Origin of the sequence: Streptomyces sp. NBC_00258, assembly GCF_036182465.1 — a bacterium.
Taxonomy (GTDB): domain Bacteria; phylum Actinomycetota; class Actinomycetes; order Streptomycetales; family Streptomycetaceae; genus Streptomyces.
Map to the genome: position 1 here is coordinate 1,456,399 of NZ_CP108081.1, position 23,770 is coordinate 1,480,168.

21 protein-coding genes are annotated in these 23,770 nt (G+C 70.2%); 12 read left to right on the forward strand and 9 right to left on the reverse strand.

All coding sequences use genetic code 11. The annotated features are described in order from the left end of the window. Positions 1-17 precede the first annotated feature (17 nt). From OG718_RS06875 to OG718_RS06885, 3 genes are read right to left on the reverse strand one after another with little or no spacing between them, the layout of a single operon-like run. Positions 18-1,193, reverse strand: coding sequence for an ABC transporter substrate-binding protein (locus tag OG718_RS06875; RefSeq protein WP_328843603.1), 1,176 nt, complete (start codon positions 1,191-1,193; stop codon positions 18-20). A gap of 41 nt (positions 1,194-1,234) precedes the next feature. After that, positions 1,235-2,989, reverse strand: coding sequence for a thiamine pyrophosphate-binding protein (locus OG718_RS06880; protein ID WP_328843604.1), 1,755 nt, complete (start codon positions 2,987-2,989; stop codon positions 1,235-1,237). Continuing rightward, positions 2,986-4,536 (reverse strand): aldehyde dehydrogenase family protein, encoded by a 1,551-nt coding sequence (locus OG718_RS06885; protein ID WP_328843605.1) that lies wholly within the window; start codon positions 4,534-4,536, stop codon positions 2,986-2,988. The genes OG718_RS06880 and OG718_RS06885 overlap by 4 nt, the downstream gene beginning before the upstream one ends. 131 nt (positions 4,537-4,667) lie before the next feature. On the opposite strand from OG718_RS06885, the gene OG718_RS06890 reads away from it, so the two are divergent. The 5 genes from OG718_RS06890 (at position 4,668) to OG718_RS06910 (ending at position 10,908) form a co-directional block, all read left to right on the forward strand. Further along, on the forward strand, positions 4,668-5,450 hold the full coding sequence (locus tag OG718_RS06890; protein WP_260695677.1) for an IclR family transcriptional regulator: 783 nt from the start codon (positions 4,668-4,670) through the stop codon (positions 5,448-5,450). A gap of 90 nt (positions 5,451-5,540) precedes the next feature. Then, on the forward strand, positions 5,541-6,743 hold the full coding sequence (locus OG718_RS06895; protein ID WP_328843606.1) for a CaiB/BaiF CoA transferase family protein: 1,203 nt from the start codon (positions 5,541-5,543) through the stop codon (positions 6,741-6,743). Continuing rightward, complete coding sequence (locus OG718_RS06900; protein WP_143642713.1) at positions 6,740-7,561, forward strand: citryl-CoA lyase; 822 nt, start codon at positions 6,740-6,742, stop codon at positions 7,559-7,561. Before OG718_RS06895 ends, OG718_RS06900 begins: the two co-directional genes overlap by 4 nt. Before the next feature lie 153 nt (positions 7,562-7,714). After that, the gene (locus OG718_RS06905) at positions 7,715-9,874 is read left to right on the forward strand and encodes an outer membrane protein assembly factor BamB family protein (protein ID WP_328843607.1); all 2,160 of its coding nucleotides are present in this window, start codon (positions 7,715-7,717) and stop codon (positions 9,872-9,874) included. A gap of 14 nt (positions 9,875-9,888) precedes the next feature. Continuing rightward, positions 9,889-10,908, forward strand: coding sequence for a ThuA domain-containing protein (locus tag OG718_RS06910; RefSeq protein WP_328843608.1), 1,020 nt, complete (start codon positions 9,889-9,891; stop codon positions 10,906-10,908). A 135-nt stretch (positions 10,909-11,043) separates the two neighbouring features. Here the strand turns inward: OG718_RS06910 and OG718_RS06915 are convergent, their stop codons facing one another. Beyond that, entirely contained in the window at positions 11,044-12,039 is a 996-nt protein-coding gene (locus tag OG718_RS06915) for an aldo/keto reductase (protein WP_328843609.1), read from the reverse strand. 127 nt (positions 12,040-12,166) lie between these two features. On the opposite strand from OG718_RS06915, the gene OG718_RS06920 reads away from it, so the two are divergent. Both OG718_RS06920 and OG718_RS06925 read left to right on the forward strand, forming a co-directional pair. Next, a complete protein-coding gene (locus tag OG718_RS06920) occupies positions 12,167-13,027 on the forward strand; it encodes a helix-turn-helix transcriptional regulator (RefSeq protein WP_306935673.1) in 861 nt (286 codons plus the stop codon). Positions 13,028-13,394: 367 nt separating this feature from the next. Further along, positions 13,395-14,309 carry a helix-turn-helix transcriptional regulator gene (locus OG718_RS06925; RefSeq protein ID WP_328843610.1) on the forward strand — a complete coding sequence of 305 codons (915 nt, stop codon included), beginning with the start codon at positions 13,395-13,397 and terminating at the stop codon, positions 14,307-14,309. Positions 14,310-14,375: 66 nt separating this feature from the next. Here OG718_RS06925 and OG718_RS06930 read toward each other — a convergent pair whose 3' ends face one another. Next, entirely contained in the window at positions 14,376-15,296 is a 921-nt protein-coding gene (locus OG718_RS06930; protein ID WP_328843611.1) for a helix-turn-helix transcriptional regulator, read from the reverse strand. Positions 15,297-15,463: 167 nt separating this feature from the next. Between OG718_RS06930 and OG718_RS06935 the strand changes: the two genes are divergently transcribed. From OG718_RS06935 to OG718_RS06950, 4 genes are all read left to right on the forward strand, one after another. Beyond that, positions 15,464-15,730, forward strand: a complete 267-nt coding sequence (locus OG718_RS06935; RefSeq protein ID WP_328843612.1) for a hypothetical protein — start codon at positions 15,464-15,466, stop codon at positions 15,728-15,730. Between the two features lie 43 nt (positions 15,731-15,773). Then, positions 15,774-16,625 (forward strand): aldo/keto reductase, encoded by an 852-nt coding sequence (locus OG718_RS06940; protein WP_328843613.1) that lies wholly within the window; start codon positions 15,774-15,776, stop codon positions 16,623-16,625. Between the two features lie 44 nt (positions 16,626-16,669). Next, positions 16,670-17,449: an SDR family oxidoreductase gene (locus OG718_RS06945; protein WP_328843614.1), complete on the forward strand. Its 780-nt coding sequence runs from the start codon at positions 16,670-16,672 to the stop codon at positions 17,447-17,449. A 92-nt stretch (positions 17,450-17,541) separates the two neighbouring features. Continuing rightward, positions 17,542-18,156: a flavodoxin gene (locus OG718_RS06950; protein ID WP_223064981.1), complete on the forward strand. Its 615-nt coding sequence runs from the start codon at positions 17,542-17,544 to the stop codon at positions 18,154-18,156. A 120-nt stretch (positions 18,157-18,276) separates the two neighbouring features. Here OG718_RS06950 and OG718_RS06955 read toward each other — a convergent pair whose 3' ends face one another. Beyond that, positions 18,277-19,254: an aldo/keto reductase gene (locus tag OG718_RS06955; RefSeq protein WP_328843615.1), complete on the reverse strand. Its 978-nt coding sequence runs from the start codon at positions 19,252-19,254 to the stop codon at positions 18,277-18,279. Positions 19,255-19,511: 257 nt separating this feature from the next. Beyond that, complete coding sequence (locus tag OG718_RS06960; RefSeq protein WP_328843616.1) at positions 19,512-20,486, reverse strand: aldo/keto reductase; 975 nt, start codon at positions 20,484-20,486, stop codon at positions 19,512-19,514. A 259-nt stretch (positions 20,487-20,745) separates the two neighbouring features. On the opposite strand from OG718_RS06960, the gene OG718_RS06965 reads away from it, so the two are divergent. Next, positions 20,746-21,648, forward strand: a complete 903-nt coding sequence (locus tag OG718_RS06965) for a helix-turn-helix transcriptional regulator (protein ID WP_143642702.1) — start codon at positions 20,746-20,748, stop codon at positions 21,646-21,648. A gap of 29 nt (positions 21,649-21,677) precedes the next feature. On the opposite strand, the gene OG718_RS06970 is transcribed toward OG718_RS06965, so the two are convergent. Then, on the reverse strand, positions 21,678-22,061 hold the full coding sequence (locus tag OG718_RS06970; protein WP_328843617.1) for a nuclear transport factor 2 family protein: 384 nt from the start codon (positions 22,059-22,061) through the stop codon (positions 21,678-21,680). A 22-nt stretch (positions 22,062-22,083) separates the two neighbouring features. After that, the gene (locus tag OG718_RS06975) at positions 22,084-23,679 is read right to left on the reverse strand and encodes a Na+/H+ antiporter (RefSeq protein WP_328843618.1); all 1,596 of its coding nucleotides are present in this window, start codon (positions 23,677-23,679) and stop codon (positions 22,084-22,086) included. Positions 23,680-23,770 lie beyond the last annotated feature (91 nt).

Genomic DNA, 23,770 nt, shown 5'->3' on the forward strand with positions numbered 1-23,770 from the left:
GTCAGTGCTCCCGGTGCCTACTGCTGGGGCTGGGCTACGAGTTTGCCGTCGCGGATGACGCCGATGGTGGTCTTGGTGATGCCGACTCCCGTCTCGTCGAACTGGAAGTCACCGAGCAGGCCCTTGTACCGGGTGTCGCGGATCGCGTCCGCGAGTTCCTCGCCGACCGCGCCGTTGCTGGTCTTGAGGGCGGTCAGCAGGATGTTCGCCCCGTCGTAGGCCTTGGCACCGTGCAGTTCCGCCTCCTTGCCGTAGGCGGTCTCGTAGGCGGCGGCGAACTTCTTCGAGGCGTCGCTGACGTCGTTGCTGAGATAGGGCGAGCTGACGATGGTGCCCTCGGCGGCGGCCTTGCCCGCGGTGTCGATGAAGACGGGGGTGCCCTGCGGCGCGGCGCCCGCGAAGGGGGCGGTGATACCCAGGTCCCGGGCCTGCTTGACGATCAGTCCGGCCTCGACCTCCTCCGAGCCGATGAAGATGACGTCGGGCTTCTTGGCCCGGATCTTCGTCAGTGCCGCGCTGAACTCCTTCTGGTCGGTGGTGACCACCTGGTCGGTGGACGGGTTCACCCCGAGCCCCTTCACGGCCTTGAGGAAGGCGTCGTGTTCGCCCTTCCCGAAGGAGCCGTTGTTCGTGATCATGGCGATCTTCTTGTAGCCCTTGTCCTTCACCAGGTGCTGGGCGAGCGTCGAGTCGTAGGTGGTGCTGGTCGGTCCGTTGAGGAAGAGGTACGGGCTCTTCAACGCGACCAGGCCGTCGGACTGGCCGGAGGTGATGTTAGGGATCTTCGCCTGCTGGAGCACAGGACCCATGGCGATGGTCACGGCGCTCTCCGCCGTACCGATCATGGCGACGTACTTCTCACTGACCAGCCTGCGAGCGAGGTTGGTGCCGGTGGTCGGGTCGCCCTGGTCGTCGAAGAGCTTCAGCTGGATCTTGCGGCCGTCGATGCCGCCCTTCTTGTTCCACTCGTCGACGGCGAGCTTGGCGCCCTTGTACTCCCAGTCGCCCAGTGAACTGAGCTGCCCGCTCTGCGCGTTGACGACGGCGACCTTGATGGGTCCGGACGACGCCTTGGTGTCGTCGGACGATTCGCCGGGTGCGCTGCACGCGGTGAGGGCGGCGGCCAGCGCGGCGGCGGTGCAGACGGCGGCTCGGGTGGTGGTGCGTGGTCGTGGGGTACTGCTGCGGGTCATGGGGTCACCTCGTTGTGAGCGGACGGGAAGGTGCGGGGAGGTCAGTCGGCGAAGGACCCGCGGTAGATGTCCTTGATGTTCCAGTGGCCCGGCGTCGGCACGGGTTCGTTGACCATCGGTACGTCGATGACGGCGGGCCTGCGCCGCGCGATCGCGTCGGCGAGGGCCTTGGACAGGTCGGCGGGGGCGGCGATGGTGTATCCGTCGGCGTCGCAGGACCGGCCGAAGGCCGCGAAGTCCGGGCTGTAGGGCCGTCCTTCGGCGTCCGTGAACTCGCAGCCGTAGGACCGGCCGAACGAGGAGGCCTGGAGGTCGGCGATGGTGCCGTGGGCCCGGTTGTTCATCACCACGAAGATGACGGGCAGGCCCTGTTCGACGGCCATCGGCACCGCGGGCAGCTGGGCGCTCATCCCGCCGTCGCCGATCAGTGCGACCACCACGCGGTCCGGCTGGGCCAGCTGCACACCGACCGCGGCGGCCGGGCCGAAGCCCATGGTCGAGGCTCCCCCGGGTGTGACGAAGCGCCCGCCTTCGGGGAGTTCGTAGCACTGGGCGACGCCGTTCTTGTTCCACCCGACGTCGGTGACGAGCACCGCGTCGTCAGGCAGGGCCTCGCGAAGGTCGGCGAGGATGCGCTGGGGCCGCAGCGGGAAGTTGTCGCTGCGGCCGTCCTCGCGGACGGTGTCGAAAACGGCCCGGCGGGCGGTGGCGATGGTGTCGCGCAGGCCGGGGCGTCGCAGCGGCTCGGGGCGGGCGCCTCGTACTGCCTGCCCGATGGCCCGTACCGCGTCTCCGACATCCGCGACGGCACCGATCTCGACGGGGTAGTTGCGGCCGATCTCGGCAGGGTCGATGTCGATCTGGATGAGCTTGCTGGGCGGGCTGTCCTTGTCACCGAAGGTCCAGGTGTACGCCGGGTCCCAGGAGCTGGCGTCGGTCTCCGCGAACCGGGTGGCCAGCGCGAGGACCACGTCGGCGCCCTTGGTGTACTCGTGGGTGGTGTCCAGGCCCCAGAAGCCGGGCATGCCGAGCAGCAGCGGGTGGCTGTCGGGCAGGACGCCCTTGCCCATCAGGGAGTGCGCGAGCGGGATGTCGAGGTGCTCGGCGAGCGCCGACAGGGCCTGCCGGGCGGCCGGTTCACGCAGCCCGCCGCCGAAGTAGATCAGCGGGCGTTCGGCGTCCAGCAGCGTCTGGGCGATGCGCTCGGCGGTCGCCCGGTCGAGGCCGGGGAGCGTGGCGCCGCCGGGCAGCGGGTACTCACCGGCGTACTGCTCGACCTGCCGGCTGAAGAGGTCCATGGGGACGTTGACGAGCACGGCCCCCGGCCGGCCGGAGGTCGCGGTCCAGAACGCCCGTTCCGTCGTACGGGCCAGGTCCTGGACGCGGTGGACGTTCCAGGCGCGCTTGGTGAACGGCCGGTAGATGGAGGTCTGGTCGGCGTCCGCGTGGAGGTTGACCTCCTGGTGCGGGTGGCGGCCGGCGTAGTAGGAGGGGATGTCGCCGGAGATCACGATCAGCGGGATCGAGTCGAGGGCGGCGGTGGCGACTCCGGTGACCGCGTTCATCATGCCGGGGCCGACGTGGGTGAGCAGAACGCCGGGCTTTCCGGAGGCGCGGGCGTAGCCGTCGGCGGCGTGTGCGGCGGCCTGCTCGTGGCGGGCGATCACGAACTTGATCGAGCTGGGGCCGAGTGCGTCCAGCAGGGCGATGTTGGTGTGGCCACAGGTGCCGAAGACGTACTCGACTCCGTACGACTCCAGCTGGCCGGCCAGGGCTTCGGCGGCGGTCACGGTCATGCGTCGGTCTCCCCGTCGGTGGAGGTCGTACCGGTCGACGTCGTGTCCATGGCGGCTGCGTCGAGGAGGCTCGTGTCGCCCCACACGGACAGCCCGCGCAGCATGAGGGTCTTGACGACCGTGTAGTCGTCGATCATCGAGCGGGGTGTCTCGCGTCCGAATCCTGAGTCCTTGACCCCGCCGAAGGGGACATGGTCGAGGCGGTAGTTGGAGCTGCCGCCGACGATCAGCGCGCCGGTCTCCAGCTCGCGCCAGGCGGTGATGATGCGGCCCATGTCGCGGGTGAACAGACCGGCCTGCAAGCCGTAACGGCTGGTGTTGCAGGCGTCGATGACCGCGCCGAAGTCGTCGTACGGGAGTACCGCGACCAGCGCCCCGAAGACCTCGTGGACCACGACCGAGGCGTCCGGCGCCGGGTCCGCCACGACGGTGGGCGCGGCGGTGGCGCCGTCCCGGGTGCCGCCGCGCAGCACCCGGGCGCCGGAGGCGGCGGCCTCGGCCGACCAGCGCACCACGCGTTCGGCGGCCTCCTCGTCGACCATGGCGCCCACGTCGGTGGCCGGGTCGAGAGGGTCGCCGACCTTCAGGGTGTCGACGGCTGCGGTGAAGGCGTCGAGGAAGGCGTCGTAGCTGGAGCGGTGGACGTAGACGCGCTGGACGGAGATGCAGCTCTGGCCGGAGTTGCTGTATCCGGTGCGGGCGCACTCCTTCGCGGCCTGCCCTGTGTCGGCGTCCTCGCAGACGATCGTCGCGGCGTTGCCGCCCAGTTCGAGGACCAGGCGCTTGGCCCCGGCGGCGCGGGCGACGGCCCGGCCGGTCTCCGCGCTGCCGGTGAAGCTGATGACGGCCACCTCGTCGGCAGCGCACAGCAGCGCGCCCACCTCGGCGCCGCCGTGCAGCAGTTGTACCGCCTGCGGGGGCATGCCCGACTCCAGGAGCAGGGCCACGATCGCGGCGGTGGCGGCCGGTGCCTGCGGTGGAGCCTTGACGAGTGTGGTGTTGCCCGCGGCGAACGAGGCTCCGAGCTTGTGCGCGAGGAGGTTCGCGGGGGCGTTGAAGGGGGTGATGGCGAGGGCCACCCCGGCCGGTGCGCGATAGGTGAAGGCGGTGTTGCCGACGCCGCGTTGCCAGCCTGCGACGGGCAGGGTCTCGCCGCCGATGTGGCGCGCCTCGGAGGCGCACACCGCGAAGGTGTCCGCGACCCGGTCGATCTCGCCGAGTCCGTCCTTGAGCGGTTTGCCCAACTCCAGGGCGAGGAGGCGGGCCAACCCCTCGCGGTGGGCCGAGGCGGCGCGGGATGCTCGGTCCAGGATGTCCGCGCGCAGGGCGGGGGCGAGGCCGGCCACCGTGCTGGCCGAGGAACGGGCGTAGGCGAGAGCGTCGGCGACCTCCTCTCCCGTCGCCGTGGTCGTCCGGCTGACAACCCGGCGCAGGTACGGGCCTGTTCGGGTCACCGTGGGACCGTTGCCACCCCACTGGCCGGCGACGTAGGGAGGCGCTTCGGCCACCGCCACGTCCGCCCCGGCCTTGAGAAGGGAATCGAGCATGAGATCTCTCCCAGGAAACCGCTAAGTGGTACTGGTGGACTGCTCTGTGGGTCGGCGTGTAACGTACGGGCGCCAACTCGCGGTGGCAAGAGGGCCGTTCGAGGAAGTTTCGAAGCGAAGGGGGAAGGCGCGTGAGCGAGACCGACCATGAGAGGGCGGCCGAGGCGACCGGGGTGCGCAGTGTGCGCAGGGCTCTGGACATCCTGGGACTGCTGACCGAGGATCAGCCGACGGTCACGCTGAGGGAGATCGTCGACGCCACCGGTCTGGCCAAGACCACGGTGGTCCGCCTGGTGCAGACCCTCGAACAGTGCGGTCTGCTCTGGGACACCCCGGCCGGCTACACCGCGGGTCCCGGCCTGTGGCGCTGGGCGCATCTCGCGCACACCAGCTGGGAACTGCCCCGCGAGACCCGCAAGTTGATGCGCGAGCTGGCCGAGGAGCAGCAGGAGACGGTCAACCTCTTCATGCTGCGCGGTCTGTCCCGCGTCTGTGTGGCCCAGCAGGAGAGCCCGCAACCGCTGCGCCATGTCGTACGGGTCGGCGACGAACTCCCGCTGTGGGCGGGCGCCTCGTCCAAGATCCTGCTGCGTACGGCTCCGGACGCCCTGCTGCACCGGATCGCCACGGGCTCGCCGCACGGCGAGGGGCACGCCAGGCAGTTGCGGGTGTGGGCGGACCTGGCGGCAGAGCGCGGCTTCGCGGTCAGCCGCGGCGAGCGCGACGAAGGTCTGACGGCCGTTGCCGTACCCGTCGTCGGCCGCAGCGGGGCCGTCGTCGCCTCTCTCTCGCTCAGCGGACCCAGCCACCGCTTCCCCGAGTCAGCCGTCGAGCGGTTCGCCACCGCGCTCACGGAAGTCGCCCGGCAGATGTCGGAACAGGGCTTCGACCACCCGCTCAGCCCGACGAAGTGACCACGCGGCAGAAGGCGCCGCAACCTCCGCAGAGACTGCACGAACTCCAGGAAGCACAGAAGCCGCAGGAACCGCAGAAGGAGCCGGTGCATGCCCGAACGACCGCTCTCAGGAATCCGCGTACTCGATCTCACCAATGTGCTCGCAGGACCGTACTGCAGTTACCACCTCATGCTCCTCGGCGCCGAGGTCGTCAAGGTCGAACAGCCGGGCAGGGGCGATCTCGCGCGGAGTCTCGGCCCTGATCCGGAGCTGAACCGGGCCGGCATCGGCGCCTCGTTCCTCGCCCAGAACGCCGGCAAGAAGTCACTCGTGCTCGACCTCAAGGACCCCGGCGACCGGGCCGACTTCGAGGAGCTGGTGCGCGGCGCGGACGTCCTGCTGGAGAACTTCCGGGCCGGGGTGCTGGCCCGGATGGGATACGACGCCGACCGGCTGCGGGAACTCAATCCGCGCCTGGTCAGCTGTGCGATCACCGGCTTCGGTCAGTCGGGGCCGATGAGCGCGGCCCCCGCCTACGACCAGATCATCCAGGGTCTGTCGGGGATGATGAGCATCACGGGCACCACCGACACCGCCCCGCTCAGGGTGGGCTTCCCCGTGTCCGACTCGCTCGGCGGCCTCGGCGCGGCCCTCGCGATCAGCGCGGCTCTTCTGGGACGGGAGAGGACCGGACATGGGGCGCGGCTGGACGTCTCCATGCTGGAGGTCTCCCTCTCCGCGATGGGCTGGGCCGTCTCCAACTACCTGATCAGCGGGGTCGATCCGGAACCGATGGGCGACCAGAACGCCACCGCGGCCCCGTCCGGAACCTTCGAGACCGCCGATGGCGGGCTGAACATCGCGGCCAACCGGCAGGAGCAGTTCGTCACGCTCTGCCGTCTGGCCGGGCTGCCCCACCTGGTCGAAGACCCGCGGTTCGCCGAGCGCGAGGCACGCAAACGGCACCGTACGGAACTCAACACCGAGCTGAACGCGGCGCTGCGCCAGAAGACCGCTCTGGAGTGGGAGACAACGCTGTCCGCGGCCGGGGTCCCCGCGGCCCGCGTCCTGACGGTCCCCGAAGCCGTGGAGCTGGAACAGCTGGCCCACCGCTGCTTCTTCACCGATCTGCCCTATCCGGACGGTTCCGGCCGCACGCTGCGGGTCAGCGGCAACGGCGTACTGGTGGACGGCGAACCGCTGTCGCCGGACGACCCGCCGCCGCTGCTCGACCAGCACGGCGAGGAGCGGGAGCGGCTGATCGCACGCTGGCGGGCGCACCGCCACGCCGCCGAGGCGCGGGCGTCATGACGGCCGGGCCGCAGGACGGCCTGGTCGCGCAGTGGTGGGCCACCGCCGTCAGCCGGGTCGAACCCGGCATCATCGAACTGCGCGAACACCCGGTACAGGACCTGATCGGCCACGCGACCTTCGTCGAGACGATCTGGCTGATGCTCCGGGGCGAACTTCCCCGTCCCGAGCAGGCCGGGCTCCTGGAAGCAGCGCTGGTGGCAGGCGTCGACCACGGACCGCAGGCGCCCTCGATCGCCGCCGCCCGAATGGCCGCCACCTGCGGGGTGGGGCTCAACAGCGCCGTGGCCACCGGGGTGAACATGCTCGGTGATGTGCACGGCGGGGCAGGTCAGCAATGCGTGCAGCTGCTGAGCGAGATCACCGAACGGCACGGCCAGGGCCGGGAGTTCGACCTCGCCGTGGCGGAGGTCGTCGGCGAATGGCGCGGGCGCTCGCGCTATCTGCCCGGCTTCGGCCATCGCTTCCACCCCCGCGACCCGCGCCGCGACCCGCTGCTCGCCCTGGTGGACCGGGCCGTGGCGGACGGCCTGGTGGAGGGCGCCCACCTGCGGGCGGCCCGCGCCGTGGAGGCACATCTCAACCGGGGGCGCGAGGGCAGGAAGCCCGTGCCCATGAACATCGACGGCGCCACCGCCGTCATCTACGCCGAACTCGGCTTCGCCGCGCCACTGGCCCGCGGCCTCTTCGTGCTCAGCCGCAGTGTCGGCATCCTGGCCCACGCCTGGGAGGAGACCGGACAGGGGCGCCGCAACAAGAGCCCCATGCCGCCTTCCATGGTGCCGGTCCACCTGGTGGCACCAACAGCGCGTCCGTAGCGCTCGGTTGACCCTCACCGCTCGAAAATCCCCTGTCGCGCGTCTTGTCATGGACGCACAGCCGTCCCTAACGTGACCTCCCATCACGCGAACCCATTCTGCGGATTGCGTAAACCATCTAGCGGACCTTGATCGAATCGAGGGAACTGAACGATGGAAAGACGCTCCTTCCTCCTGACAGCCGCGGCGGGCAGCGCGGCCACCGTCTCCTCCCTGGCGACCCCCGCCGAAGCGGCCCCGAACACGTCTGCCGGCCTCGCCCTCCCGGTACCCCCGCAGTCCGCCGCGCTCGGCAACACAGGCACCAACTGGCCCAAGGTGGGCGGCAATTACGGCAACCAGAACCACTCCACGCTCCGGGACATCACCCCGCAGAACATCAAGAGGCTCGGCGGGGCCTGGCACATCAACCTGGAGGGCGGCTCCACCGGCGCGTACCAGCAGTGCACGATCGTCGTGCAGGACGGTGTGCTGTACGTCGAGACCACCCAGCAGAACGTCTTCGCCGTCAACGGCAGGACGGGCGAGGTGATCTGGAAGACGAACCTCGGCACCGAGACCACGAACATGCGCGGTGTCGCCGTCGCCGAGGGCAAGGTCTTCACCATCTCCGGTACCAACATCGTCTACGCCCTCGACAAGAAGACCGGGGCGATCGTCTGGCAGAAGCCACTGATCGTCGACGACAACGGTGGCGACGACGGCTGCGACAACGACAGCGGCCAGTGCGGCGGCAACAGCGGAGGACTGGCGGGCGCGGTCGTGCACTGGGACGGCCTGGTCTACATCGGCACCGAGGGCTCGACCGCCGGCGCGCGCGGCCGCGGATACGGGCTCGACGCCAAGACCGGCAACGTCGTGTGGACCTTCTGGGGACCGCCCGGACCCGGGGAGTTCGGGCACGACACCTGGGAGGGCGACTCCTGGAAGACCGGCGGCGCGGTCCCCTGGATCCACCCGGCCGTCGACCCCGAACTCAACCTGGTCTACTGGACGTTCGGCAACCCCTACCCCCGCACGGACGGCTCCTCGCGCGGCGGCGACAACCTTTTCGCCAACTCGATCGTCGCCATCGACGCCAAGACCGGCAAGCGTCGCTGGCACTTCCAGTCGGTCCACCACGACATCTGGGACGCCGACAACGTCATGGCGCCGGTGCTCGCCGACCTCCTCATCGACGGCAGGAAGCGCAAGGTCGTCGTCTACGGCTCGAAGACCTGCTGGTACTACATCCTCGACCGCCGCACCGGCGAGGCCGTCCACGGCATGGAGGAGCGGCCGGTCCCCCAGCACGCCCTGCAGAAGACCTCGCCCACCCAGCCCTTCCCCGGTGGCGAGCCGTTCGTGTCCCCGTATCCGGAACTCGACAAGACGACCCGGCCCGTGCCCTTCTACCCGACCGGCGGCCTGTACGAGGTCTTCTGGGACCGGGCCACCATCCTCTTCCCGGGCGCGGGCGGCGGAGCCGACTGGGGCTTCCCCTCCTTCAGCCCGAAGACCGGATACGTCTACGTCGGCTACGGCCTCGTCAACTCCTCCTACTCCAACACCCGCGGCGGACGCGTCAACACGGCCCGCCCTCTGGGTGAACTGTTCGGCGGCGGCCTCGTCGCGATGGACCCCCGCACCAACTCGGTCGCCTGGCGAAAGGAGGGCCCCTGGTCCCTCGCCCACGGCAACGGCATCCTCACCACCGCCGGCCGTGTCCTCCTCCAGGGCCGCCCGGACGGCGTCCTCGAAGCGATGAACGACACCGACGGCAGGACTCTGTGGACCTGGCAGTGCGGCGCAGGAGTCAACACCGTCCCGGTCTCTTACGAGATCGACGGCGAGCAGTACATCGCCGTGCTCGCCGGAGGCAACGGACTCCCCTTCCCCGACATCCCGCGGGGCGACCACCTCTGGGCGTTCAAGCTCGGCGGCAAGGTCGAGCAGGCACCCGCGCCCACTCCCCCGTCCCGCCGCAACCAGATCCGTACCGCCGCCGTGACCGGTGCGACGGCACGCGACACCGTCACCCTCGGCCGCGTCTGGAGCACCGCCACGGGCTCCCCCGGCACAACCGAGAACACGGTCGCCCAGAACGCCATGGCGCCGCAGCACCTGACGGTCCCGGCCGGCACCGCCGTCACCTTCACCAACCCCGCCGACAACCGGCAGGCCCATGGCGCGGTGGCCTTCTTCGACGCGGAGTTCGACACCGGGCTGCTGATGCCGGGCCAGTCGTACACGTACACCTTCGGAAAGCCCGGCGAGTACTTCTACAACGACCCTGCCTTCCCCCAGTCCACCGGCAAGATCGTCGTCCAGTGAGAGGACCGGCCGCCATGATGTCCAGAGCACGTCCAGCACGTACGACGGTGTCCGTAGTGGCCGCGGTCAGTGCCACGCTCCTCATCGCCCTGGCCGCCTTCCTCGGCCTACAGCACCAGATGTCCGAGAACCAGGCTTCCGCGCGAGGCGATGGCAGACCCGCCGGAACCGGAGCGCAGGAACTCGGCGACCCCGACTACGGGGTCTGCCGCGGCACCAGCGCCAAGTGCTACCACGACTGGGGCAACTTCTCCCCGGCCGCCGACGGTTACCGAGTGCTCCTCTACACACGGACCGCGGGACCCCGCCACGCGAACCTCGGTCCCACACTCGGCGCCGGACTCAACCCGGCGCTCGCCGACACCAACGTCGTACAGAACGCCCTGGTCGGGATGGGCACGAAGAACGGTTTCACCGTCGACTGGACCGAGGACGTCACCCAACTCTCCTCCCCCGCACGGCTCTTCCGGTACAACGCGGTCGTCTTCTACTCCACCAGCCGCGACACACTAGACGACGCCGCGCAGACCTCCCTGCGCCAGTACGTCCGCGGCGGCGGAGGCTTCGTCGGGATCCACAACGCGTTCGGCACGCAGTACAACTGGCTTTGGTACGAAGGCCTGTTGGGCGGCGCGAACTTCTACGACCACGGGCCCGACCAGCGTGGCACGGTCGTCGTGCAGAACCGCCGCGACTCCTCCACCTCGGATCTTCCGACACGCTGGGACTTCACCGACGAGTGGTACAACCTCGTCCCGGCCCCTTCGAAGGTCCGCGTCCTGGCCTCCGTGGACGAATCCACGCTTGCCGAGGGTGTCACGGGCAACCAGGGCCACCCCGGACACGGCAGGCACCACCCGGTCGCCTGGTGCCAGTACTACGACGGCGGACGTGCCTGGCTCACCACCCTCGGCCACGACGCCAAGGCCTTCTCGACCGATGGTTCCTTCCCCGGTGCGGACCAGTTCCAGAACCTGGTCCTGGGCGGCATCGAGTCCGCCATGGGCAGGACCCCGTTCTGCCGGGCAGGCTGAACCGCTCCACACCGGACGGGCCAAGTGATCGTGAGGACCGGCGTGCCGGTCATCGCCCTCATCCCCTTGCTGATCCGCTGGTTCGGCATCGAGGTCCGTCACCGACCTCTGCGGAGTGCTGACGGGTGCGCGGCCTCAGTTGCCGACGCCGAGGCCGGCCATGAAAGCGGACGGGTATCGGTCGCCGCGTGCAGCGCCCGGCGGCACCGCCTTCTCGATCTCGGCGAGGTCGTCCTCGGTGAGGTCCAGCTCAATCGCGGGCAGCGCCTCGGCCAGCCGCTCGCGGGTGCGGGCGCCGACCAGCGGCACGATGTCGTCGCCCTGCGCGGCCACCCAGGCGATGGCCAGCTGGGCGACCGTGCACCCCTTCGCGTCGGCGACCCGGCGCAGCGCCTCCACGAGGGCGAGGTTGTGTTCCACGTTCCCGCTCGAGAACCGCGGGCTGAAGCCGCGGCCGTCGCCGGGGCCGGCTGTGCGGTCGGCGGACCAGTGCCCGGAGATGAGGCCACGGCCGAGGACTCCGTACGCGGTCAGGCCGATGCCGAGCTCCCGCAGCGCAGGCAGAATGTCCGCCTCCACCGCACGGGACAGGAGGGAGTACTCGATCTGAAGGTCGACGACCGGGTGGACGGCATGCGCCCTGCGGATCGTCGCCGCGTCGACCTCAGAAAGGCCCAGGTGCCGGACATACCCGGCGTCGATCATCTCCTTGATCGCACCCACCGTCTCCTCGATCGGTACCGCGGGGTCCAGCCGGGCGGGACGGTAGATGTCGATGTGGTCGGTGCCCAGCCGGGTCAGCGAGTAGGCCAGGAAGTTCTTCACCGCCTCGGGCCGGCCGTCCTGCCCGCTGAACTCGCGGCCCGGCCCCCGCAGCTGACCGAACTTGACGCTCAGCCGGTAGCTGTCCCGGTCCCGGCCGCGCAGGGCCTCGGCCAGCAGCAGCTCGTTGTGGCCCATGGCGTAGAAGTCACCGGTGTCGATCAGCGTGACGCCGGCCTCCAGCGCGGCGTGCACAGTGGCGATACCCTCCGCGCGGTCGGCCACGCCGTAAGCGCCCGACATGCCCATCGCGCCAAGGCCCAGCGCGGAAACGGCCGGACCGGTGCTGCCCAGGGTTCGTGTCTGCATCGCGTTCTCCTTCGTCGTCGGTCTGCCGTCCACCCTGCGGCGGCGCCGCGACCCACGGGAGCGGAGCGTTCATCCTGGGAGCGCCGCTCCCTGGCTCGGCTCGCCCGGCCCGAGGGACGATGGGGCCATGGAACGTGAGCAGCTCGCCGACTTCCTGCGCCGCCGCCGCGAGGCGATCCGCCCGGCCGAGGTCGGCATCGCCGACGGCCCCCGCCGCCGAACCACCGGCCTGCGCCGGGAAGAGGTGGCCACACTCGCCGGGATGTCGGTGGACTATGTCGTACGCCTCGAGCAGGGCCGCAGCAGTCAGCCCTCGACCCAGCTGCTCGGCGCACTGGCCCGGGCGCTGCGCCTCTCCGACGACGAGCGCGACCACCTGTTCCACCTGGCCGGACACCGGCCCCCACCGGCCGACGGGGTGGCCCGCCAGGCCCGCGCCGGCCTGATCCGCATGCTCGACCTGCTCGGCGACACCCCGGCCCTTGTGATGTCCGACCTGGGCGAGGTCCTCGCCCAGAACCGGGCCGCCCTCCTGCTCACGGGCGACCACACCGGCATCTCCGGCGACCGCCGCTACATCGCGTACCGCTGGTTCACCGACCCCGCGACCCGGGCCGTCACCCCGCCCGAGGAGCAGGAACGCCACGCCCGCCAGCTCGTGGCCGACCTGCGTGCGGCGGCCGGCCGCCGGACCGGCGACTCCATCGTCACCGGACTCGTCGACCGGTTGCAGGCCGCGAGCGCCGACTTCCGCCGGCTCTGGGCAGAGCACGAGGTGGCGGTCCGGCGCGCCGACCGCAAGACCCTGCTGCATCCGCGGGTCGGCCGCCTGCTGATGGACTGCGAGACCCTGGTCACTCCCGACCAGGGTCAGCAGCTGCTGGTGCTCACCCCGGCGGACGCCGAGGCTCGCGAGCGGCTGGAGCTGCTGCGGGTCATCGGGATCGAGGAATTCCCCACGGGGGCAACGGGCCCGACGGCACGGTGAAGCGGCCGGCCATGGGCAGCGGCTCGGTGTGCGGTGGTCGGGTCGGCGGAATGGCTGTAGCCGCCGAGCATGCCCTCTTCAGCCGTCGGGGCTCGATGTACGCGCGGGCACCCCGCCTGTGAGCGTAATTCTCAACGCCCATCAGGATGATCCTCCCCCGGCTTTCGGCCAGGAGACCTCAAGGCGCCGAGCCGTTTGGCGGCCTGCACGGCCCAGAGCCCGATCGCGCCGTCACCGATCACCGTCAACGTCCCTCGTACACGGGTCATGTGCCAGACCGCGCCGTGCCAGGGAACCGTGTTCCGGGGCATGACAGGACCCCTCACACGCCTACCGGCGAGTCACCTGCGCCCGCACACTCAGAAGCATGACACGTGAGCAGCCCGCCGGCGGGGGCACCGAGCTGGGCAGCTTCCTGCGCGCCCGCCGGGCCGCAATCACCCCCGCCGAGGCCGGGCTCACGGTCGGCCCGGGACCGCGCCGCACCCCCGGACTGCGCCGTGAGGAACTGGCCACCCTCACCGGCATCAGCGTCGACTACTACGTACGCCTGGAACGCGGCAAGGAAACCCGTCCCAGCCCCTCCGTCATCGACGCCCTGGCCCACGCCCTGCATCTGGAGGAGGACGAACACGAGCATCTGCGCAGTCTCGTCGCCCTCGCCACCCGCACCGCGCCGAAACCTCCGGCGCCGCCCAGCCGGACCATACGGCCGGGCGTGAAGCTTCTGCTGGAGATCTTGCGGCCGAATCCCACGCACGTGGTCAGCCGTACCAACGACCTGCTCGCGGCCAACCCCAGCGGGCTGAGACTACTGACCGGGATCGAGGACTGGCCGGCCAGGCAGCGCAACCTCGCCCGCTACGTCTTCCTCCACCCCGCCTCGCGCACCCTGTTCCACGACTGGGCCACCCAAGTACGCGGCTGCGTCGCCCGCCTGCGCGCCCTGGCCGGCACCGACCCCGACGCCCCCGACCTCACCCGGCTCGCCGGTGAACTCCTCCTCAAGAGCCCGGAGTTCGCCCGCCTGTGGGAGCGCTACGACATCAAGGGCCACTCCCACGGCCGCAAGACGTTCCACCACCCCGACGTCGGCGACCTCACCCTCGGCTACCAGTCCATGGAGCTGGAAGGCACCCCGGGCCACCGCCTCATCACCTACTACGCCGAGCCGGGCACCACCGACTACGACGCCCTCTCCCTCCTCGACCTGCTCGGCTCACAACCCACTTCCCACACACCGACGCCGTCCCACGACGAACCCACCTCCCCCTCGACGTGAGCCCACGACGCCCTCAACGCCCTCGAACGGACAACGCAAGGTGTCGGGGCAGACAGCGGGTGCGCGTCAGGACTGTGTGCGATGTTGCTGTTCGGCCTTCGTATCGGGATGCCCGGCGGGCGGCGACGCGGCCAGGTCCAGCAGGAGCATGGCGTCGTGGTCGGGCGTACCGGGTTCCGCGGTGTAGACGCCGAGGCGTTGGCCGGGGGTGCCGTCGAGGTGCATGCTCTGGCCGCTGAGGGTGAGGTCGCCGGCCCGGGGGTGATGGAAGGTCTTCTGGACCCGCTTGCGGCCGATGACGTCGTACCGCTCCCAGAGCTTGGCGAAGTCCGGGCTCTTGAGCAGGAGTTCGCCGACGAGGTGCGTGAGGTCGGGGGCGTCCGGGGCGGTGCCTGCCACACCGCGCAGCCTGGCGACGCAGCCGCGGACGAGTTCGTCCCAGTCGTCCTGGAAGAGGGTGCGGGCTGTGGGGTGGAGGAAGAGGTAGCGGGCGAGGTTGCGCTGCCCTGTGGGCCAGTCGTCAAGACCGGCGTACAGGGCGAGGCCGCCGGGATTCCAGGCCAGCAGGTCCATGCTGCGGCTGATGACGTACGCGGGGCTCGGCCGCAGCGTCTCCAGGACCAGCTTCAGATGCGGGCGCACGGTCCGGCTGGGCGGCGGCGGAGGCTCGGGGACATACCGGGCAGCGCGGGCGGCGAGCTCGCGCAGGTGCTGGTGCTCGGCGTCGTCGAGCTGCAGGGCACGGGCGAGGGCGTCCAGCACGGAGGGGCTGGGGCGGGTTTCCTTGCCACGCTCCAGGCGTACGTAGTAGTCGATGCTGATGCCGGCGAGCGTGGCCAGTTCCTCGCGGCGCAGCCCCGGGGTACGGCGCAGGCCGGTGCCCACGGTGAGGCCGACCTGGTCGGGACTGGTCTGGGTACGACGCGCGCGCAGGAACAGGCCCAGCTCCATTTCGGCGCCCCCGCCGCTCCTCTGCTCAGATGCCATGTCGACAGTGTCACACCGCGCTGACCAGCGCGGCAGGCACATGAGGGGCCCTGTCACACCCCTGAACGTCACTCCCTGGCACATCCCGGCCTGCCACCACGGCCGGAAAAGCGCGAGGGTGGTTTTCTGTCAGCACACCGGGTCTTCCCAGGGCAGGAGATCGTCCCTTGTCCACGTCCGCTCCCACCTCGACGCTCCAGGACTGCTCGGGCCGTCCGCTGCCGGAGCACACGTCCGGTGGGGATATGGCGCCGACCGCCCTGCTGCTCGGCTTCTTCACGGTCATGGTCGACGCGATGGTCGTCCCGTCCTCCCCGGCCGTGCTGCGGGAGGCCTTCCCCGGACCGGCCGCGCGGGCGAGGGCGATCGTCCCTCATCAGAATCCGGGCACCACCACCGCCACCGACGCGGGCCCGCGCCTGCTCGGACGCTGACCGGTCACCTGCCCCACCCCGTCTCGTACAGAAGGAAAATCCCATGCAGACCGTCACCTTCAACAACGGCGTCGAGATGCCGATCCTCGGTTTCGGCGTCTACCAGATCCCGCCGGAGCAGACCGAGCAGGCCGTCACCGACGCCCTCGCCGCCGGCTACCGACTGCTCGACACCGCCGCCGCGTACCAGAACGAGGAGGCCGTCGGCCGCGCCATCAAGAACAGCGGCATCCCCCGCGAAGAGCTGTTCGTCACCACCAAGCTGTGGGTCCAGGACGCGCCCGCCGAGGAGAACACCGAGCGTGCCTTCGAGACGTCGCTGACCAAGCTCGGCCTGGACTACCTCGACCTGTACCTGATGCACCAGCCCTACGGTGACGTGTACGGCCAGTGGCGCGCCATGCAGGACCTCCACCGCGAGGGCCGGGCCAAGGCGATCGGCGTCGCCAACTTCTACCCCGACCGGCTCCTCGACCTCATCCTCAACAACGAGGTCACCCCCGCGGTCAACCAGATCGAGACCCACCCGTTCTTCCAGCGCACCACCGACCAGGAGCTCATGCGCGAGCACGGGGTCCAGATCCAGTCGTGGGGCGGGTTCGCCGAAGGCAAGAACGACATCTTCACCCATCCGGTCCTGAGCGGGATCGGCGAGAAGCACGGCAAGTCCGTGGCACAGGTCGTGCTCCGCTGGCTGACCCAGCGCGACGTCGTCGCGATCCCCAAGTCCGTCCGCGCCGACCGCATGGCGGAGAACATCGACATCTTCGACTTCGAACTGACCGACGACCAGATGGCGTCCATCGCCACCCTGGACACCGGAGGGACGCTGTTCTTCGACCACCACGCCCCGGACATGGTGAGCTGGCTCAGCGCGCGGCGCCTGGACGGCTGATCCGGCATCTCGACAGCATCCACTTCACGGACCAGGACCCCATCATGTCCAAGCACCAGAACATCACCGACGTACTCATGGTCGGCGCGACCGGCAGCATCGGACAGTTCGCCGTGCGCGCCGCGCGGCGACATGGCCTGCGCCCACGGGCACTCGTGCGCGACGTGGGGCGAGCCGAACAACTCCTCCCCGACGTCGAACTGGTGCAGGGCGACCTCGAGGACTCCGCCTCCCTGCGGCGCGCGGTGGGCGAGGTCGACGCGATCGTCCTCACCCACGGATCCGGTGGCGACTCCCGCTCGGACGCCCGTGCGCACGTCGACTACGGCGGGGTTCTCAACATCCTGCGGGCCCTCGACGACGCCCGGCCGCGCGTGGCACTGATGACCTCCGTCTACGCCACGCGCAGCGACATCCCCGGTGCGACCCCGTGGAAGCGGCGCTCCGAGCGACTGCTCCGGGCCAGTGGCCTGCCCTACACGATCGTCCGGCCCGGCTGGTTCGACCATTCCGGCCCCACTCAGCGGCGGCTCGTTCTGGAGCAGGGCGGCACGGCGGACGGCGGGATCGCCCGCGACCAGATCGCCGAGACACTGGTACGCAGCCTGCTGACCGACACCGCGCTGGGCAAGACGTTCGAGCTCATCGCCACCGAAGGAGATGAGCCGTCGGACTGGGCAGAGCTCTTCGGCGCTCTGAAGGGCGACGAGTCCGGCTCCGTTGACGGCGTGTTGGACCCGGCCGACCTTCTTGTCGAAGCCGAGCCGCGAACGCTGCGCGCGGATCTCGAGGCCATCCGTTCCGTTCACGGAACCAGCGGATGACGGCGGGCGGACTCGGCGCCGTGAGAGCCGAACCCGCCGGGCTGGGGCGACGCGCGCTCCTTCGTGGCGTACTTCTGGGAGGAACCACCATCGTGACCGGCGTCCAGATCACCGGCTGTTCTCCGTCGCAGTCGAGCGGGCCGGCGCCGGAGTCCACCGAGCGATCCGACTCGGCCGCCTCGCCGGGGCGGCGGGTCCTGCTGGCCTACTTCTCCCGGCCGGGCGAGAACTACTCCTACGGCGGGCGTACGAATCTCAAGATCGGGAACACCGAAGTTCTCGCCGAGATGATCAGCGAGCGCATCGAGTGCGACGTGCACCGCATCGAAGCCGTCGACCCCTACTCCGACGACTACGACGAGACGGTCGCGCGCAATGTCCGCGAGCAGAACGCCGATGCGCGACCGGCCATCGTCGACCCCCCGTCCTCGATCGGGCGTTACGACGTGGTGCTGCTGGGCAGCCCGATCTGGAACGTCCGAGCACCCATGATCATGTCGACCTTCGCCGAGAGGTACGACTTCCGCGGCAAGACGGTCCATCCGGTCACGACGTATGCGATGAGCGGACTGGGTACCACCGAGCGCGACTACGCGCGGTCCTGCCCGGGCGCGACCATCGCGGAAGGGCTCGCGGTGCGCGGCGAGGAAGTCCGGGATGCCGATGCCCAGGTCGAGTCGTGGCAGCGGCGCGTCGGCATTCGTTGACGCCGACCTGGCCGCCCGACTGCCCGGCGCCGTGTCGATCAGCCGGTACCCGTCCCTGATCGCGGTCTCGACGGTGGGAACGGTCTCCTCGGACGAGTGCTGTCGATGCCGGCGGCAGTCTCAGCGGCCGAGGAGCCGCGTGCCCGCCTCGTCGTGGTGGTGGCCCGCCGCCGGAGTGAGGTCGTCCAGCTTGGCGAGCTGCTCGGCGCCCAGTTCGATGCCGTCGGCGGCGGTGTTCTCCTCGACGCGGGAGACCCGCTTGGTGCCGGGGATCGGCGCGATGTCGTCGCCCTGGGCCAGCAGCCACGCCAGGGCCACCTGCGCCGGAGTGGCACCGGCCTCGTCCGCGACGGCCTTGACCTCGTCGGCCAGGCGCAGGTTGCGCCGGAAGTTCTCGCCGGTGAAGCGCGGGTTGTTCTTCCGCCAGTCGTCGTCACCGAAGTCGTCGGTCGAGCGGATCTGGCCGGTGAGGAAGCCGTGGCCCAGCGGGGAGTAGGGCACGAAGCCGATGCCCAGTTCACGCAGCACCGGCAGCACCTCCGGCTCCGGGTCGCGGGTCCACAGCGAGTACTCCGACTGCAGCGCGGTGACCGGGTGGACGGCGTGGGCACGACGGATGGTCTCGACCCCCGCCTCGGACAGCCCGATGTGGCGGACCTTGCCCTCGTCGACCAGCTCGGCCAGCGTCCCGACCGTCTCCTCGATGGGGGTGTCCGGGTCGACCCGGTGCTGGTAGTACAGATCGATGTAGTCGGTCGCGAGGCGCTTCAGCGACCCCTCGACCGCGATCCGGATGTTCGCCGGGCTGCTGTCCAAGTCGCCGGCACTGCGGCCCGTGTGCGACATGAATCCGAACTTCGTCGCCACCACGACCTGGTCACGGCGCCCCTTGAGAGCCCGGCCCACGAGCTCCTCATTGGTGTAGGGCCCGTAGACCTCGGCGGTGTCGATCAGGGTGACGCCCAGGTCGAGTGCCCGATGGATGGTGCGGATCGACTCGGCGTCGTCTGAGCCCGCACCCGTGTAGGCGTGGGACATCGACATCGCGCCCAGACCGATGCGGGCGACGTCCAGGTCTCCCAGCTTGATGTGCTTCATGAGGCTGCTCCCTGTCTCTTGAGTGTCTGCGGGCCGACCCGGCGCGTTGCGCCGAGCCCAGCTCATTCAGAGGTGCCGGCCGCCGAGCCCTTGCCGCGCCTCGGCCGACCGACCCGGCCTCCCATTGCCTAGCGCGGTGGCGCGGCCGGTGTGTCCTGTCACGCGAACCTGATCTTCAAGCTAGACGCACTCTTCTGCCTTCGCTCAGCACGTGGGAGACCGCGGCCGGACAGTGGAGGACGGCACCGGAGCTCGAATCAGCGGTTGGACAGCCCCATGGCCGCTTCGTCGAGGCGCTCACCCGAGGCAGGGGTGAGGTTGTTCAGCTTCTCGATCTGCGCGGCGGTCAGCTCCACGTCGGCGGCTGCGGTGTTGTCCTCCAGGTGGGACACACGCTTGGTGCCGGGGATCGGGGCGATGTCGTCACCCTGGGCCAGCAGCCAGGCGAGAGCGACCTGTGCCGGGGTGGCACCGGCCTCGTCGGCGACGGCCTTGACCTCGTCGGCGACGCGGAGGTTCTGCTCGAAGTTGCCGGGCAGGAACCGCGGGTTGTTCTTGCGGAAGTCGTCCTCGTCGAACCAGTCGGTCGAGCGGATCGCGCCGGTCAGGAACCCGTGTCCGAGCGGCGACCAGGGCACGAAGCCGATGCCGAGCTCCCGTGTCGTCGGCAGGATCTCCGTCTCCGGGTCACGGGACCACAGCGAGTACTCCGTCTGGAGCGCGGTGATCGGGTGCACGGCGTGAGCACGGCGGACGGTGTCGGCCGCGGCCTCGGACAGGCCGATGTGGCGGATCTTGCCCTCCCGCACCAGTTCGGCAAGGGCACCGACGGTGTCCTCGATGGGGGTGTCCGGGTCGACCCGGTGCTGGTAGTACAGGCCGATGTAGTCGGTCGCGAGGCGCTTCAGCGACCCCTCGACCGCGATCCGGATGTTCGCCGGGCTGCTGTCGAGGCCACCCTCGCGCCCCGTGTGCGAGATGAACCCGAACTTCGACGCCAGCACCACCTGGTCGCGGCGGCCCTTGAGAGCCTTGGCGACGAACTCCTCATTGGTGAAGGGACCATAGACCTCCGCGGTGTCGATGTGGGTGATACCCAGGTCGAGTGCCCGGTGGACGGTGCGGATCCCCTCCGCCTCGTCGGTGTCCTTCCCGGTGTAGAAGGCGTTCATCGGCATCGCGCCGAGACCGATTCGGGAGACGTCCAGGTCTCCCAGCTTGATGTGCTTCATGGTTGCCACTCCGTGGGTTCGCGGGTACCTGCGGATCTCCCGCACGCCGCATGCCTGCCGCATGGCGGGACGGGAACGCGGGGCGGGTATCCGGGTGGGGTTCCCCGCGCGAGGAACCTGATCTTCAGGCCGCTTCCAGCCTGCTGGCCGGGCTCGTGCCATGGCAGGCCGGGCTGTGCCGGGGAGCGGTGTTCCGGGGTGCGACAGGGCCCCCCAACTGCCTACCGGCCAGGTCACGGCGCCCCGCACACTCGAAAACATGACACCTCAGCCGCAGAACGGCACCGAGCTGGGCCGCTTCCTGCGCGCCCGCCGGGCCCGGGTGACCCCCGGGCAGGCCGGACTGCCGACCGGCGCCGGTCCGCGCCGCACCCCTGGCCTGCGCCGAGAGGAACTCGCCACCCTGACCGGCATCAGCATCGACTACTACACCCGGCTGGAGCGCGGCAAGGAGACCCGGCCGAGCCCCTCCGTCGTCGACGCTCTCGCCCGTGGCCTCCTGCTGGAACAGGACGAGATCGACCACCTGCGCAACCTCGCCGCCCTGGCCGCCCGAAGGCCACCGGAGCCGCCGGCCGCACCGAGCAGGGCGGTACGCCCCGGCGTCAGGCTCCTGTTGGAGAGTCTGCGGCCTTCTCCCGCGTACGTGGTCAGCCGTACGAACGACCTGCTCGCCGCCAACCCCGCCGGGCTGAGACTCTTCGCCGGGATCGAGGAGTGGCCGGTCAAGCAGCGCAACATCGCGCGCTATGTCTTCCTCCACCCCGCCGCACGCGACCTGTTCCACGACTGGGGCACCCAGGTCCGTGCCTGCGTGGCCCACCTCCGCGCGCTGGCCGGCACCGACCCCGATTCCCCCGACCTGACCCGGCTGGTCGGCGAACTCCTGCTCAAGAGCCCGGAGTTCGCCCGCCTGTGGGAGCGTTACGACGTCAGGAGCCGCTCGTACGGCAGGAAGACCTTCCACCATCCCGAAGTCGGCGAGCTCACCCTCGGCTTCGAGTCCCTGCGTCTGGAAGGCACTCCCGGCCACCGATTGCTCGCGTACAACGCCGAACCCGGCACCCCGGAGCACGACGCGGTCGCCCTCCTCGACCTCCTGGCTCACGAGCCCGCTTCGCGGCCGGCGACACCGGGCACGGCATCGTCCGCCTCGTCCTGACGCACCGCCGAACGACCGCGTACGGGTTGTCACCAAGTGGTGGCGACCGAGCGCACCGCGGTCCAGGTGTAGCCCTCGCGGGTGTAGGTCAGGGCCAGTTGCAGCCGCCAGTCGGCATGCGTGCCGTAGACCGTCGCGTCGGTGACGATCCGGCCGACGAGGTGGGCCGTGTCGCCCTCCACGTCGACGGTGACTGTCTTCTCTGCGACACCGTGGTAGACGAACCGGCCGGCTCTCATCTGCGAGAGCCACTCGGCCTTGGGCTGTTCATACCCGGTGATGTGGGTGAGTGTGAAGCCGTCGTCGAGCAGGGCGTCCAAGGCGTCGGTGTCACCGTCGGTCATCGCCCGCAGCTGGGCGCGGTAGGCGCTGACGACCTCCTCGCGGGTGCTCTCGTCGGGTGAGGTGTGCATGGTGGCTCCCGTCCTGGGGCGGTCACTCGGCGGCTTGGCGTCGGGACAGCCGTACTTCTTCGATGTCGAGGTGACGTTGGACCTGACGCAGCACGGTGTCGTCGATCTCGTGCTCGTCACGCAGTCGGAGCACGGTGGCGCGTTTGTGGGCCAGGAGGGCCAGACGCAGCGCGGTGTAGTGCCGGTCGTGGCGCAGGACGTCCTCCTTGTCGGAGGCATCGGTCTCTCCGCCGCCCGCGCGGACGACGAGCAGGTGGGTCTCGTACTCCTGGCGCATGCGTTCGGCGACGGCAGGGTCGGTGCCCAGCTCCTCGGCGACTTCCGGAAGGGCCTTGAGGGCCTCCTCGGTGGCGGTCGACTCGGCGAGGAAACGCTCCTCTTCCACCGATGTGTCGCGGGGCAGCCGGGCCCAGCGCACCACGATCGGCAGCAGCAGACCCTGCACGACCAGCGTGGTCACGATGACACCGGAGGTGACGAAGACGATCGTGTCCCGGTCGGGGAAGGGGGCGCCCGAGTCGAGCGTCATCGGTACCGACAGGGCCACCGCCAGCGACACCGCACCACGGAAGCCCGCGATCGACGTGACCACCCGGGCGCGATAGTTCATGCGGCGCAGGCGCTGCTGCGGGCGACGGTCGAGGAGGCGGATCAGGTACGGGAAGGTGAAGTTGAAGGCGAAGCGCGCGGCGACGACCACGGCGGAGACCACCCCGACGGCGATGAGGGCCTGGGTGAGGTCGCTGCCGTGCAGGCTGCGCACGGCCGACTGCGCCTGCAGACCGACCAGGACGAACAGAGAGCCGTTGAGCAGGAAGGTGGCAAGCGACCAGGACTCCTCCGCCTGCCGGCGCATCGCGGCTCCCGCCACGCGCGGGCCGGCCTGGCTCATGATCAGGCCCGCCACGACGGCCGCGAGGACCCCGGAGGCTTCGATCAGTTCGGCGAGCAGGTAGGCGGTGAACGGGGTGAGGATCATCGCGACGTTGCCCAGCAGCGGGTCGTCGAAGACCCGGCGCGCTTTGATCACCAGCCACGCGGTCAGCGCTCCGGCCGCGGCTCCACCGACGTAGGAGAGGGCGAACAGCCCGGTGACGTGCGGGACGGTGAAGTGCTCCTCGCCGACCGTGATGCCGACGGCGAGACCGAAGACGACTAGCGCGGTGCCGTCGTTGATGAGGCTTTCGGCACGCAGCAGCGTCACGTTGCGGCGGGGCAGTGACTTGGCGAGGACGCCGACGGCAGTCGCGTCGGTGGGGGCCACCGCGGCGCCGAGGACCCATGCCGGGCCCCAGGCCAGGCCGAGTTCGTGTGCCACGGTCGCGACGGCTCCGGCGGTGCCGATGACCAGGACGGTGCTCATCAGGATGATGCCGCGCAGGTCCCGGCGGATCTCCCGCAGCGAGGTGGTCAGGCTCTCCCAGTACAGCAGCACCGGAAGGAAGATGAGCAGCACCGCCTCCGGCGGCAGGTCCACCTCCCGCAGCGCGGGTACGAAGCCGAGCAGCGCGCCGAAGGCGAGTAGCACGATGGGTGGGGCGATCCGGAAGCGGTCGCCGAGGGCGTTGCCCAGGAGCACCGCCACACCGAGCACCACCACGAGTTCGAGGCCGATCACGGCATGTCTCCCGGTCCGGTCAGAGGTCGGACGACCAACCGCGCGACATCGTGGGGGCCGGTGTCACGGCGCTCGGCCATGGCCGGGGCGA

Bases quoted from the DNA above. Each gene is read 5' to 3' on its own strand.
- OG718_RS06900 (WP_143642713.1), top strand. From the start codon at position 6,740: ATGACGGCCGGGCCGCAGGACGGCCTGGTCGCGCAGTGGTGGGCCACC.
- OG718_RS06880 (WP_328843604.1), bottom strand. From the start codon at position 2,989: ATGACCGTGACCGCCGCCGAAGCCCTGGCCGGCCAGCTGGAGTCGTAC.
- OG718_RS06925 (WP_328843610.1), top strand. From the start codon at position 13,395: ATGACACGTGAGCAGCCCGCCGGCGGGGGCACCGAGCTGGGCAGCTTC.
- OG718_RS06910 (WP_328843608.1), top strand. From the start codon at position 9,889: ATGATGTCCAGAGCACGTCCAGCACGTACGACGGTGTCCGTAGTGGCC.
- OG718_RS06940 (WP_328843613.1), top strand. From the start codon at position 15,774: ATGCAGACCGTCACCTTCAACAACGGCGTCGAGATGCCGATCCTCGGT.
- OG718_RS06895 (WP_328843606.1), top strand. From the start codon at position 5,541: ATGCCCGAACGACCGCTCTCAGGAATCCGCGTACTCGATCTCACCAAT.
- OG718_RS06875 (WP_328843603.1), bottom strand. From the start codon at position 1,193: ATGACCCGCAGCAGTACCCCACGACCACGCACCACCACCCGAGCCGCC.
- OG718_RS06930 (WP_328843611.1), bottom strand. From the start codon at position 15,296: ATGGCATCTGAGCAGAGGAGCGGCGGGGGCGCCGAAATGGAGCTGGGC.
- OG718_RS06960 (WP_328843616.1), bottom strand. From the start codon at position 20,486: ATGAAGCACATCAAGCTGGGAGACCTGGACGTCTCCCGAATCGGTCTC.
- OG718_RS06970 (WP_328843617.1), bottom strand. From the start codon at position 22,061: ATGCACACCTCACCCGACGAGAGCACCCGCGAGGAGGTCGTCAGCGCC.
- OG718_RS06920 (WP_306935673.1), top strand. From the start codon at position 12,167: ATGGAACGTGAGCAGCTCGCCGACTTCCTGCGCCGCCGCCGCGAGGCG.
- OG718_RS06905 (WP_328843607.1), top strand. From the start codon at position 7,715: ATGGAAAGACGCTCCTTCCTCCTGACAGCCGCGGCGGGCAGCGCGGCC.
- OG718_RS06945 (WP_328843614.1), top strand. From the start codon at position 16,670: ATGTCCAAGCACCAGAACATCACCGACGTACTCATGGTCGGCGCGACC.
- OG718_RS06885 (WP_328843605.1), bottom strand. From the start codon at position 4,536: ATGCTCGATTCCCTTCTCAAGGCCGGGGCGGACGTGGCGGTGGCCGAA.
- OG718_RS06915 (WP_328843609.1), bottom strand. From the start codon at position 12,039: ATGCAGACACGAACCCTGGGCAGCACCGGTCCGGCCGTTTCCGCGCTG.
- OG718_RS06965 (WP_143642702.1), top strand. From the start codon at position 20,746: ATGACACCTCAGCCGCAGAACGGCACCGAGCTGGGCCGCTTCCTGCGC.
- OG718_RS06955 (WP_328843615.1), bottom strand. From the start codon at position 19,254: ATGAAGCACATCAAGCTGGGAGACCTGGACGTCGCCCGCATCGGTCTG.